12 protein-coding genes are annotated in these 12,096 nt (G+C 40.7%); 3 read left to right on the top strand and 9 right to left on the bottom strand.

Annotation, left to right across the window (positions count from 1 at the left end):
• Nucleotides 1-12 precede the first annotated feature (12 nt).
• Genes mreD through purH form a run of 4 tightly spaced genes read right to left on the bottom strand, consistent with a single transcriptional unit; the run spans nt 13 to nt 3,911 of the window.
• Nucleotides 13-519, bottom strand: coding sequence for a rod shape-determining protein MreD (mreD, locus tag D8S85_RS02335; RefSeq protein WP_106624623.1), 507 nt, complete (start codon nt 517-519; stop codon nt 13-15).
• Nucleotides 512-1,339 (bottom strand): rod shape-determining protein MreC, encoded by an 828-nt coding sequence (mreC, locus tag D8S85_RS02330; protein WP_106624622.1) that lies wholly within the window; start codon nt 1,337-1,339, stop codon nt 512-514. Before mreC ends, mreD begins: the two co-directional genes overlap by 8 nt.
• 4 nt (nt 1,340-1,343) lie before the next feature.
• Nucleotides 1,344-2,366, bottom strand: a complete 1,023-nt coding sequence (locus tag D8S85_RS02325) for a rod shape-determining protein (RefSeq protein ID WP_106624621.1) — start codon at nt 2,364-2,366, stop codon at nt 1,344-1,346.
• 6 nt (nt 2,367-2,372) lie between these two features.
• On the bottom strand, nt 2,373-3,911 hold the full coding sequence (purH, locus tag D8S85_RS02320) for a bifunctional phosphoribosylaminoimidazolecarboxamide formyltransferase/IMP cyclohydrolase (protein WP_106624620.1): 1,539 nt from the start codon (nt 3,909-3,911) through the stop codon (nt 2,373-2,375).
• Between the two features lie 197 nt (nt 3,912-4,108).
• Here purH and D8S85_RS02315 point away from each other — a divergent pair, with 197 nt between their 5' ends.
• A complete protein-coding gene (locus tag D8S85_RS02315; protein ID WP_106624619.1) occupies nt 4,109-4,582 on the top strand; it encodes a hypothetical protein in 474 nt (157 codons plus the stop codon).
• Here the strand turns inward: D8S85_RS02315 and D8S85_RS02310 are convergent.
• Both D8S85_RS02310 and D8S85_RS02305 read right to left on the bottom strand, forming a co-directional pair.
• Entirely contained in the window at nt 4,579-5,856 is a 1,278-nt protein-coding gene (locus D8S85_RS02310) for an outer membrane beta-barrel protein (protein WP_106624618.1), read from the bottom strand. The two genes, D8S85_RS02315 and D8S85_RS02310, sit on opposite strands and share 4 nt — an antisense overlap.
• On the bottom strand, nt 5,849-6,382 hold the full coding sequence (locus D8S85_RS02305) for an RNA polymerase sigma factor (RefSeq protein ID WP_106624617.1): 534 nt from the start codon (nt 6,380-6,382) through the stop codon (nt 5,849-5,851). Before D8S85_RS02305 ends, D8S85_RS02310 begins: the two co-directional genes overlap by 8 nt.
• A gap of 193 nt (nt 6,383-6,575) precedes the next feature.
• Here D8S85_RS02305 and D8S85_RS02300 point away from each other — a divergent pair, with 193 nt between their 5' ends.
• Nucleotides 6,576-7,325, top strand: a complete 750-nt coding sequence (locus D8S85_RS02300) for a hypothetical protein (protein WP_106624616.1) — start codon at nt 6,576-6,578, stop codon at nt 7,323-7,325.
• A 167-nt stretch (nt 7,326-7,492) separates the two neighbouring features.
• On the opposite strand, the gene D8S85_RS02295 is transcribed toward D8S85_RS02300, so the two are convergent.
• On the bottom strand, nt 7,493-9,271 hold the full coding sequence (locus tag D8S85_RS02295; protein WP_106624615.1) for an aminopeptidase P family protein: 1,779 nt from the start codon (nt 9,269-9,271) through the stop codon (nt 7,493-7,495).
• Between the two features lie 652 nt (nt 9,272-9,923).
• Between D8S85_RS02295 and D8S85_RS02290 the strand changes: the two genes are divergently transcribed.
• A complete protein-coding gene (locus D8S85_RS02290; RefSeq protein WP_106624614.1) occupies nt 9,924-10,358 on the top strand; it encodes a helix-turn-helix domain-containing protein in 435 nt (144 codons plus the stop codon).
• Between the two features lie 77 nt (nt 10,359-10,435).
• Here the strand turns inward: D8S85_RS02290 and D8S85_RS02285 are convergent, their stop codons facing one another.
• Entirely contained in the window at nt 10,436-11,341 is a 906-nt protein-coding gene (locus tag D8S85_RS02285) for a dihydroorotate dehydrogenase (protein WP_106624613.1), read from the bottom strand.
• Entirely contained in the window at nt 11,329-12,090 is a 762-nt protein-coding gene (locus tag D8S85_RS02280) for a dihydroorotate dehydrogenase electron transfer subunit (RefSeq protein ID WP_106624612.1), read from the bottom strand. Before D8S85_RS02280 ends, D8S85_RS02285 begins: the two co-directional genes overlap by 13 nt.
• Between the last annotated feature and the right edge of the window lie 6 nt (nt 12,091-12,096).

The following is a 12,096-nucleotide window of genomic DNA, read 5'->3' as shown; positions in this document are numbered from 1 at the left end:
AAAATCACGCTTTCATTGCTGCACTTTCTTAATTCCGATGAAATAGTAGAGTAACATGAATAACATTGAGATAAAGGTACTTAAAATAATCCGGATAATCGAGATCAGAATATCATTAAAAGTAAAGGCTTCTGCAAAAATCAGTATGATATTGAATAACAGGGTGGAAACAAACGTGTATTTCAAAAACCACCTGACATCCGTCAAACCTTGTTCACCATGCGTGTCGTCTATTTCTTCCCGGGTAGAGGTGAGTTGTAATAAACGGGGACGGATGTAAGCGATGAAAGTAGACGCGGCAGCATGAATGCCTACCGTGTTATCAGCCAAGTCCATGATTAAACCTAAAAAGAAACCGAATAACAATAATGGTATACCTTTCACCTTGTAAGGTAAGATATAGAGAGCCAGAATATAAATATTCAAATAGAAATAGGAGCCAAGGTGGATATTATCCACGATTACAATTTGTAACAAAAATAGTATCAACAAATGAATGAAATAGTTTATATTATTCATGATAGTTTATGGCTTCTAAACTTGTTTGCTCGTTTTTCTTGTTATTCAATATGACATAAACATGGTTTATGCGTTTAAAATCAACAGCCAGCTTGACCTTTATCTTTAAAAAATTCGCAGTTACCTTGTCAACGGATTCTACGTATCCCACGACAATTCCTTCCGGGAAGATTTTTGAAAGACCGGAAGTGACAATGGTGTCTCCGGCATTTACCTCCACGTGATAGGGAATATCATTTAAATAGGAGTAGGCATAATCATTACCGTCCCATTGCAAGGAACCGTAATAGTTATTCTTTTTTATTTTGGCAGAAATCCGGGCATCCACGTTAATCAAGGGAATGACCACGGCAAAATGGTCACTTAAATCCTGAATAAGTCCCACGATCCCTTCCGGGGTACAAACGGCCATTTCTTTCTGAAGACCGTTTTTCCGTCCTCGATTTAATGTGATGTAATTTTTCGTCCGGTTATATGTTGCGTTGACCTGTTTTGCCCCGATATACTCGTAAACAGGTATACTACCTTCTACAACCGTTCTCTGGATAATCGTATCCTGTAAAAACTCATACGCTTCCAAACGATTTTTGAGCAGGATATTTTCCTTGGCTAAAGATTCATTTATCTCTTTTAAACGGAAATAATCTTTTATGCTCGTGATCGTTGACGAGATATTCCCGAATAGGGTAGAAGCGCTTTCCGAGAAAATGGCTCTCTGATATTCGTTATGACGAATAATCAGAGAGAAACTTACGATTTCCAGTAATATAAAAATAATAGTAAAATGATATTTTAATATCAGTTTTATAATCTCTTTCACATCACTATCTTATAAGGAATGAGAACTTATCCACGTTCTTTAATGCAATTCCCGTACCTCTGGCCACGGCACGCAACGGATCTTCAGCAATATGGAATGGTATATTCAACTTGTCGGTCAGACGTTTATCTAACCCGCGTAACAACGCACCACCACCTGCCAGGTATATGCCTTTGTTTACAATATCCGCATACAACTCGGGAGGAGTTTGCTCCAGAGCTGCCAAGATGGCAATTTCAATTTTAGAAATGGATTTTTCAATACAATGGGCAATTTCTTGATAGGAAACTGGAACTTCAACCGGAAGAGAGGTCATCTGATTCGGTCCCTGTACCACGAAGTCGGCAGGAGGTTCATCCAATTCGGATAAAGCCGATCCCACGTGAATTTTAATTTCTTCTGCCGTACGTTCTCCAATCTTTATATTGTGTTGATGTCTCATGTATTCCTGAATATCATCCGTCAAGTCATCACCCGCGATACGGATGGACTTATTCGTAACGATACCCCCCAAAGAGATCACGGCGATCTCCGTGGTACCACCACCTATATCCACGATCATGTTACCCTCCGGTGCTTCCACGTCCAAGCCGATACCCAAAGCGGCAGCCATCGGTTCGTATATCATATAGACATCGCGCCCCCCGGCATGTTCGGCTGAGTCGCGTACGGCACGTAATTCAACTTCGGTACTTCCGGAAGGTATACAAACCACGATTCGCAAGGAAGGAGAGAAGAACTTGCTCTTCCCGTTAGCCATTTTGATCATACCGCGAATCATCTGCTCGGCAGCGTTAAAATCCGCGATCACACCATCCCTCAACGGGCGAATCGTCTTTATATACTCGTGTGTCTTACCCTGCATTTGGCGAGCTCTCTCACCAATAGCAATTACTTTCTCTGTTTTTTTATCCACGGCAACGATGGACGGCTCGTTCACAACCATCTTGTCATTCATGATAATGATCGTGTTAGCCGTTCCCAAGTCGATCGCTATATCTTGTGTTAAAAAAGAAAACAAACCCATAATCAATTAATGTTTGAAGTGTCTCATTCCAGTAAAAATCATCGCAATATTATACTTGTTGGCCGCATCAATCGAATCCTGATCATGGATAGATCCGCCCGGTTGAATGATCGCGGTGATACCTGCTTTATGAGCAGCCTCAACACAATCTGCAAAGGGGAAGAAAGCATCCGATGCCATCACGCTCCCTGCAATCCGATCCCCGCCTTGACGAATAGCATTTTCCAACGCCCAGATTCGACTTACTTGTCCGGGACCAACCCCCGTGGTGCATTTATCTTTTGCAATTGCGATGGCATTAGATTTAGTATGCTTTACAACCTTTAATGCAAACAACAAATCTTCCAGCTCTTTCTCCGAAGGACGACGCTGGGTAACGTATTTCAATTCACCGTCAAGCAACTGCTGGTCCATATCTTGAATCAACAGACCACCCAATACGGTTTTTGCCTTGGGTGAAGTGTAATCTCTTTTGCTAATATTGGATAATTGTAATAATCTCAGATTTTTCTTTTTGGTCAGAATCGCCAAAGCTTCTTCCGAGAAAGAGGGCGCCACGATCACTTCCAAGAAAATAGGAGACATGATCTCTGCCGTTGCCTTGTCTACTTCCCGGTTTACCGCAACAATTCCCCCGAAAATAGAAACGGGATCGGCCTCGTAAGCTTTCTTAAAGGCTTCCGCGAGAGTAGCGGCGCTAGCCACTCCACACGGATTGGCATGCTTTGCTGCTACTACCGTCGGCTCATCAAACTCTTTCAACGCTTCTAAAGCCCCGTCGGTATCACCTATATTATTATATGACAATTCTTTTCCATGCAACTGGATCGCCCCCGTCAACGTGCCCTCGGTCTCCTGGATTTGAGTATAGAAAGTAGCTGACTGGTGAGGATTTTCCCCGTAACGAAGATCTTGTTTCTTTTCGAAGGTTAACGTCAGGGTCTTCGGCGATTGAATATTCAATCGCTTGGAGAAATAGTTGGCTATTAGAGCATCATAGTGTGAAGTATGAATAAATACTTTAGCTGCCAATAACTCTTTCGTCTCAAGAGAAGTATCTCCATGAACTTGAATTTCCTCGATAACTTTCGTGTAATCTTCCGGATCTGTAATCACGGTCACGAAAGGATAATTCTTCGCGGCTGCCCGAATCATTGTCGGCCCGCCAATATCGATATTCTCGATGATCTCCTCGTGTGAAACACCTGCTTTAAGAATGGTTTCCTTGAAAGGATATAGATTACAAACGACCATATCAATAGGTTCAATTCCTAATTCGGCCATCTGTTGCTTATGCTTCTCGTTGTCTCTGATCGCTAAAATACCTCCCTCAACATTCGGGTGAAGGGTTTTCACTCTTCCGTCAAAACACTCGGGGAATTGGGTTAAATCTGAGATGTCTTTCACCTGTAGTCCCTCTTCTTTCAGTTTTTTAGAGGTTCCTCCGGTAGAAATAATCTCCCAACCCATAGAATTTAGCGATTTAGCAAAATCAACAATCCCACTTTTGTCAAATACACTGATTAATGCTCTTTTCGTTCTCATCCGGATATTTAATTTTATAGTTCCAAACGTAATATTACTTGCAGGCAAAGGTAAAAAAAGAATATTATTTTTTTATATAAAAAGGCGTTTCGTGTAATATTTTTCTTGCGATCGTTTTCCCGTGTTCAAAAAAGCAGTATATTTGATAAATCATTGGGTAATAATAACGGTTTCGAAATAACTTATTTCTTGATATTATGAACGATAACGGAGTTGATTTAATTATTTACTTGCTGCTGACATTAGGGGCCAGTGCGATTGGGTGGTTTAAGGCTGCCAAGGAGAAGAAAGCAAAGAATGCATCCCCCGATTTAAATTTTCCGGAAGAAGAGCATGATGATGTGGATGATGAGATTATCGTGATTTCACAAGAACCGCAAGCCATGCCTCCCGAACCCGTTTTTGCTCCCGTATCAGCCCCTGATGAACTCATGGAAAGGGGAAAAAGAGAAATAAACATGGATAATTTCGGTAAAACGGATGAAGAACGTTATGCCATGCTCGAACAACTGCAACAAGCGAGGAGAGGACGGGGTAAGAAAGAAACAACACTTGTTAAAGAAGAGGAAGAGTATAACGAGCAACTAAATGAAACGACTCCCGAATATTTTGATTTCGATATTCGTCAGGCAATCATTTCCAGCGAAATATTAAACCGAAAATACAATTAGAAATTAATCCCTATTCCCGTGGAGAACGTGAACGAGTAGGGTTTAAAATTAATTTCCGCGCTCTTGCTCAAAGATTGCAAATAATATTTGAATCCCGGTTCTACTTTTAGGTGAATTGATTTCGAAAGGGGATACTCGACACCGAAACCGATATTCGTGCTGATGTTAAACGTTCTGATATCTTCGGCTTCTCCCATAAATTCTTTCTTCCCGTTGTAATTCACGTACGTGTGATTACGTACCATAAAACTAGCGCCAAATCCACCTAACACGCTAAATCTTACTCTATTATCATTTAAATGATAACGAAAGATTAGAGGTATCTCGATGGCATCGAATTGTTGTTCAATACTTCCCTCTTCATCTTGTTCCGTTTTTAAGGAAACAAAACTCTCGGGAGAAGAAACGGTTGCATTAGCTTTGTTTTTCACGCTACCAAGTGGGGTATATGCATGCGTGTTGGCATTATAGGATACCATGCCTGAACGAGGTACATAAACTTGTGCGTCGTCCGTCTTTTGTCCCACGCGGGAATACCCCAAACCGGTTTCAATGGAGATGCGCTTCGTAGGTTTAACAGCGAAAGTCAACCCTCCACCTACATTGAAAATACCACTCATTTGATTGCTTTCATATTGAGCCGAACGAGCATTGGAGCCGCTTGTTTTATAACTGCCGGATGAATATCCGGGGGAGACATATCCTCCCACGGTAAACATTTTATCGTCTTCGTCTTTTGCTTTAGGCGTTGTCTTTACCGCGGTTGTACTTTTTCCATCCAGAAGTTCCGCGTACTTGCGTTGATTTTCTATCGCGTTTTGATTTACCAAAGGGATAAATGCCGTACGAACGGAGGCTTTTTTCAAATCACCCTCCGGCTGCTCGTTTTCCAGACCGGTCATAGAGGAAGTGGAAACCGGGACCGGGGCTAGATGTTCCATGGAATAAGCTTCGTTTTTTCTTTTTATTTCCGGAATTGAATGAGGGGTAGAAGTAAATGCCAGTATCTTATTATCATCCTGATTGTTAATAGTCGAGTTTTGAGCTGCAATAGACGCGGTAGGATAGAGGTCCGTCTGTTTACTTTGCATGAAAAATCCCACCCCGAATAGCAATATTACGGCAGCAGCAATACCGCTATACGTGTACATTCGCCTCAGACGTTTTTGCTTCATCGCGAAATGGGAGTTTATGCCTTCCCACACTCGTGCTGGAGGTTCAACGGAAACCTGTTCCAAAGCGTTTTTAAATAATTTCTCAATCTTCTCACTCATCTCTCATATATGCATTTATCTTCCTTTTCAAAATTTCCTTCGCCCGTGCCAGGTTGGATTTTGACGTCCCGTCGGATATACCTAATAATGCCGCGATCTCCTTGTGTTGCATGCCTTCCATGACATACAAGTTGAAGACCAGCCGGTATTTCTCCGGTAATTGATTGACAAACTCGAACAACACCTCGGGAGGAATGTTCACGTCGTCATCAACATCATCTTCGTCCACCACTTCCGGAACTTCTTCGACAACTTGAATGGATCGTTTTTTTCTGAATTTCTCTAACGCCGTGTTGATAAAAATGCGTTTCATCCAACCTTCGAAAGAGCCCTTTCCTTTGTATTGGCTAATTGACTCCAACACTTTAATGAAACCATCCTGCAAATTATCTTCAGCCTCTTCGCGTGATTTGGAATATTGAATGCATACGGCAAACATTTTAGCCGAGAACATGTGGTAAAGTTGTTCTCCCGCTTTTCTGTCCCCCTTTCTGCATTTTTCGACTATTTTTTCCAAATTACACATTGATAACTATGGCTTAGATGCGCTATTTTGTAAATGGTTGCGTTCACTACGCGAAAAAAATGAAAAAAAATCATTATCAGCTAAAAAGCTCTCTTTTTTTTTGCATCGTATTGTTTTTTTGCGAATATTCGCAGTGTGAAATAAAAATATGTGGTGACAATCACGGAATTTTAAAAACTATAAAACAACTAAAATGAAGACAATCTTAAATTTAAAACAGTACGTAATTTTATTGGTTACGGCTTTCGCGATGGCATCTTGCTTGGGTAGTAATGATCCGGATTTCACGGTTGGAGGAATCGGATATGTAATTCAAACTGTTTACGAAATACCCGGAGAAGCAGAAGCAACAACTATTAGTAGTCAATTTACGCCGGTTATTTATACTGTAGCCAATGAACCGATGACGAAATGTAGCGTAAAAGCTCCTGGGGGTGAATCCATTTTGATGACTCAAATGGAAAGTTTTGGCGGGTATTACTGGTTATCCAACCTTTCATATAATAGTAGTATGGATAAACTTCCTAGCGGTACGTTTACCATAACTGCTTATAATCAAGACGAAGAACCGGCACAAGGTACAGCCGTTATAAACAACACGACTGAGATGAAGACAAAACTGAAAGGAAACGTGGAGTGCAACAATGCCGAAATCACGGCAACATTCAATAAAGTTGAAGGAGCAACAGATTACTTGGTGGTGCTAAAAAAATCATCATCTTCCACTTTATATGACAATTTTGTTATAGTTGCAAGTTATAAGGATACTGCACTTGATCAAGCTGAAAGAAAAATCACATTACCTGAAAGTGAATATTCATCTAAAATCACTTCTTTAGAAGCCGGATCGTATTATCTGACCATTGCTGCTGCAATTGTTTCATCATCATCCGTTGTCCTTTACCAAGAAAGTGATGTGCATACAACTTTTACGAAGAAGTAGTCGCGAATTTATCGCGTATTAATATCGAAATTGTACGCGACGAGGGATAAACCAATATTTTCCCTGCAGGTCATAGCCGTTTCACTACACGTGTTTTAAACGTAGGGGAAACGGCTATGATTTGTTTATGATGTCTTATCTCGAGGTTAACTCCGGCTTAATTCTTGTCAAATTGCTTTTGTCTTGTTTCGCAACCAAACCCTTTCCTGTTCTTCAAGATAAGGAGATACTTCTTGATAAACCCGCTCGTTGTAAGCATTCAGCCAATCGATTTCATCTTGATTTAAAAGTTTAGTTAGCAGGGCAGAAGTATCGAAATAACAAAGAGTTATTGTTTCAAATTGATAGAATTCACCAAACTCATTTACCGCCTTAGGTCGGCACACGATCAAGTTCTCGTGGCGAATGCCGTGTAATCCTTCACGGTATAGCCCCGGTTCGTTGGAAGTGACCATACCCGGCAATATTTCTTGATTCTTTAAATCCGGACGAATGGATTGCGGACCTTCATGCACGTTCAGGAAATACCCGACACCATGTCCTGTTCCATGACCGAAATTCCGAAGATTCATATATAATGGCAACCTGGCAACTATATCGATGTTGCACCCTTTGGATCCTTTAGGAAAATACAACATGCTAAGATCGATCATGCCTTTTAAAACAAGCGTGTAATCCTCCTTTTCCAATTCTGTCAGTTCTCCCAACGGCATCGTGCGGGTAACGTCTGTCGTTCCATGCATGTATTGCGCACCGGAGTCCACGAGATACAATCCTTTGGGTTGTATTTCCGATTGTTGTTCCGGGGTGGCTGAATAATGCGGTAAAGCAGCATTGGGGCCGTAAGCAGAAATACACCCGAAACTATCCGACACGTACTCTTTATCTCGCGAACGGAACCTGGTTAATTGTTCCGCTGCTTCCAATTCCGTCACAGGCTGTTGTAACAATCTATTTTCCAACCAATAATAAAATTTAGATAACGCAACGCCATCTTTTCGGCAAGCCAATCTAAATCCCTCCAGTTCAGTCGCATTTTTTACAGCTTTCAGCAAAGGGATGGGAGATTCGATTTCACGTACCTCAAATTTTTTCGCCAGATGATTAAAAACAGCATAGTTGCACGTATTAGTATCCGCGAAATACACGTTTTCTTTCTTTTGTTCATCTAAGAAAAGGAACAAATGGTGGTAATCATGTAATTCAATTCCATCTGCAGCCAATTGCAGTGCTATTTCTTGAGAAATCTTGTCCAATTTAATAAACAAATGGGCTTTGTCTTTTTCTACAATAGCGTAAGATATGGCAACCGGATTGTAAGCAATGTCATTACAGCGAATGTTGTATAACCAAGCAATTTCATCCAAACAGCTGAATAACATGGCGTCACCACGATGATCGCGTATAAATTCACGAATTTTATCAATCCGTTCTCCCGCGGATTCCCCGACATATTTTGTTTCTAGACGCGTTATTTTTTCCATGGGAAGGGCCGGACGATCAAACCACATTTCGCCCAACAAATCAATTTGCTCCTGGATGGTTATATTTTTAGGACCCAACACGTTTTTCAGGTTGCGTACATCACTAACAGACATACAAAAGCCATCAATTCCCACCTTATTTCCAGGTTCAAGTACTTCTGCCAGCCATTGAGGATAATCCACAGCCCCGGGAATACGCAATTTATGGAGCTTTATCCCGGAACCGGCCAATTCTTTCTCCGCTTGAATGAAATAACGGGTATCCGTCCACAATCCCGCTTCGTTTTTGGTCACCACGACAGTTCCATACGACCCGGTAAAACCGGAAATCCATTTTCTCTGTTGCCATGGCGCGGGAAGGTATTCGCTATTATGAGGATCTGTTCCGGATATGATATAAGCCGCAATATTTTCTCGATTCATAATGCGTCTTAACTCGATTAATTTCTCTGGTATATTCATGACTTTATTTTTTTATTTTCCAAATGTAGAGTTTTTGTTGAATATAACAAAACAGGGGTATATTACATTTGTAAAGATAGTGAAATTACAAATGTAGTTTACGGATGTAATGAAAATATAAGCGAAAAAACAGGAGGGAGGATTACATGTGTAATTATTACAAGTGTCAGTCAATTTGAGGCATTTTACCCGTTAACACTTGTAAATATTTGAATCTATTATATTGAATACCAATAATTAATCATTAAACACGTGATGTTTATATTTAACCCTGATTTAACCATAATCAAAAATCCTACATGTATCTTTTATTAATTAAACTTAAATGACAAATGTAATGTATTGATAATCAATTGTTATAATATCTATATGTGAAGTTTAAGTACAAGCCGTGTTCAGCACGACGAATATATGTAAATCATTGATTTTAAGTGATTATTGTACCGTGCGAAACGTGTTGTATAGCAAAAAATGGATCAACATGGAGGATTATATTGATAACAACTATATTATAAGGAATAATCGAGATTTCGTGTGTATTTCCAGTATTTTCTTGTTACATTTGTAATTCTCGATCATTACAAATGTAATTTTGTTTTTTTCGCTCGATTGATTACATTTGTAACACCGAAATTTACAAAATAACAGGTCTATGCAAGAACGTTTGAATCAAATTATTGAGAAAAAGGGACTGACTGCAACAAAATTTGCAGCCATGATTGGCGTAAATGCTTCTACAATTTCCCATATTCTTGCAGGTAGGAATAAACCCGGTTTTGATATTATCAATAATATCGCCAAAACATTTCCGGATCTTAATCTGACTTGGTTAATTACAGGAAACGGATCGATGGATAATTCTCCCGTGCAAAAAGAAAAAAATCCGGTGATGTCCGAACCGACTTTATTTGATATGGAACCGACGGAAAAACAAAATGCGTCTGTTATTCCCGATAAAAATGTGAAATCAGAAGAAACTAGAGATCCGATAGCATCCGTCAGGCCTTTCACGAAACAGACCAAAAAAATAAAACGGATTATACTGTTTTTTGAAGATGGCAGTTTTGAGGACTATGAAAAGGAATAAGGGGACGCTAAACTACCCCCTCCAGCTCCCCCTTACACTGGGGGAGAGCTGATTACCAGTCGGTTTTCCATCCTTTCTTATATCACCCCAATTATTTCTTTTACCGACGTGAAGCCGTTTTGGTCCAAGTAATCGTTAATGCCATCAATTACTTTTATTGTTACCGTCGGATCGATGAAATTTGCCGTCCCGATCTGTATGGCTGAGGCTCCGGCCAATAGGAATTCGATGGCATCGTTAGCACAACTTATTCCACCTAAACCGACCACGGGGATTTTCACGGCCTTGGCAACTTGCCAAACCATACGAAGGGCCACGGGTTTCACGCAAGGACCACTCAAGCCGCCTGTAATTGTGCTTAATACAGGTTTTCTAGTTTTTACATTGACAGCCATCCCCATCAACGTGTTGATGAGTGACACCGAATCCGCGCCAGCACCTTCCACGGCCAAGGCAATTTCCTGTATACTCGTGACATTAGGAGATAATTTGACCATCAAATGTTTTTTGTAGACTTTCCGAACTTCCTTGACCACCTCGGAAGCTGAAATGCAACTCGTTCCAAAAGCCATACCCCCTTCTTTCACGTTAGGACAGGAGATGTTCAGTTCGATGGCCGGGATACGATCCAAAGCGTTGATTTTTTCTGCCGTGGCAACGTAATCGGCGATAGTTGAACCGGATACATTCACCAGTATATTCGTGTTCACGTCTTTTATTGTCGGGTAAATATGCTCTATGAAATAGTCTACACCTTTATTCTGCAATCCCACGGCGTTTAACATTCCGGAAGGTGTTTCGGCCATCCGGGGGTAAGGATTTCCTTCGCGATGTTTTAACGTTGTTCCTTTCACGATAAACCCGCCTAGACGCTCTAAATCAATAAAATCCTGAAATTCAGTTCCATATCCGAAAGTCCCGGAAGCGGTTAACACGGGGTTTTTCAAGGATAAACCGTTGATATCTATATTTAAATTTGCCATTTTAAATCTTTTATGTTGAAAATAGGACCTTCCGTACACACGCATTTATGACCTTCTTTCGTGTCGGTTACACAACAGAGGCATGCACCGATACCACAAGCCATCGTGTTTTCCAAAGATACTTCACAATGAATATTATTTTGATTCGCATACCCTGCAACTGCTTTCATCATCACTTCCGGACCGCAACAAAAGATATGATCAAATTTTTCTTTCAAAACAGAATGTTGCGTGACATACCCTTTTTCCCCGAAAGATCCGTCTTCAGTTGTATAGTATACAGTTGCATATTTTTCGTATTCTTCTTTTCGAAGAATGTCTTTACCGGTTCGGGTACCGATCAACACGACAGGCGATAACCCTTGTTTTTTCATCACCCGGGCCAGGTGTAACATCGGGGCAACTCCGCAACCGCCGCCAATGAGCAGAGGTCTGCCGGAAGACGGGATTGAGAAATGATTACCAAGGGGTAGCATCACGTTTACTTTATCACCGACTTGTAATTCACTCAAGGTTGATGTTCCGCATCCCACGATTTTGATGAAAAGGTAAAGTAACCCGCGTGATTCGTCCACGTCATGCACGGAAATCGGTCTCCTTAAAAAAGTTGAGGGTGAGTGATCCACCCGTACATTCACGAATTGTCCCGGTTGAATTTCAGGCAATTCCTCCGAATGCAACACCAACAAAATGGTGTCGTGATTTAATTTTTTGTTCTCAGTAACAGTGAAATCTATTAACTTCTTCATATTTAA

The sequence above is a fragment of the Butyricimonas faecalis genome (assembly GCF_003991565.1).
Lineage (GTDB): Bacteria > Bacteroidota > Bacteroidia > Bacteroidales > Marinifilaceae > Butyricimonas > Butyricimonas faecalis.
This window is presented reverse-complemented; position numbering and strand designations above follow the sequence as displayed.

What these genes read in the sequence shown, in the direction of transcription:
- mreD (WP_106624623.1), bottom strand. Translation starts at nt 519, where the DNA reads ATGAATAATATAAACTATTTCATTCATTTGTTGATACTATTTTTGTTA.
- D8S85_RS02325 (WP_106624621.1), bottom strand. Translation starts at nt 2,366, where the DNA reads ATGGGTTTGTTTTCTTTTTTAACACAAGATATAGCGATCGACTTGGGA.
- purH (WP_106624620.1), bottom strand. Translation starts at nt 3,911, where the DNA reads ATGAGAACGAAAAGAGCATTAATCAGTGTATTTGACAAAAGTGGGATT.
- D8S85_RS02315 (WP_106624619.1), top strand. Translation starts at nt 4,109, where the DNA reads ATGAACGATAACGGAGTTGATTTAATTATTTACTTGCTGCTGACATTA.
- D8S85_RS02310 (WP_106624618.1), bottom strand. Translation starts at nt 5,856, where the DNA reads ATGAGTGAGAAGATTGAGAAATTATTTAAAAACGCTTTGGAACAGGTT.
- D8S85_RS02305 (WP_106624617.1), bottom strand. Translation starts at nt 6,382, where the DNA reads ATGTGTAATTTGGAAAAAATAGTCGAAAAATGCAGAAAGGGGGACAGA.
- D8S85_RS02300 (WP_106624616.1), top strand. Translation starts at nt 6,576, where the DNA reads ATGAAGACAATCTTAAATTTAAAACAGTACGTAATTTTATTGGTTACG.
- D8S85_RS02295 (WP_106624615.1), bottom strand. Translation starts at nt 9,271, where the DNA reads ATGAATATACCAGAGAAATTAATCGAGTTAAGACGCATTATGAATCGA.
- D8S85_RS02290 (WP_106624614.1), top strand. Translation starts at nt 9,924, where the DNA reads ATGCAAGAACGTTTGAATCAAATTATTGAGAAAAAGGGACTGACTGCA.
- D8S85_RS02285 (WP_106624613.1), bottom strand. Translation starts at nt 11,341, where the DNA reads ATGGCAAATTTAAATATAGATATCAACGGTTTATCCTTGAAAAACCCC.
- D8S85_RS02280 (WP_106624612.1), bottom strand. Translation starts at nt 12,090, where the DNA reads ATGAAGAAGTTAATAGATTTCACTGTTACTGAGAACAAAAAATTAAAT.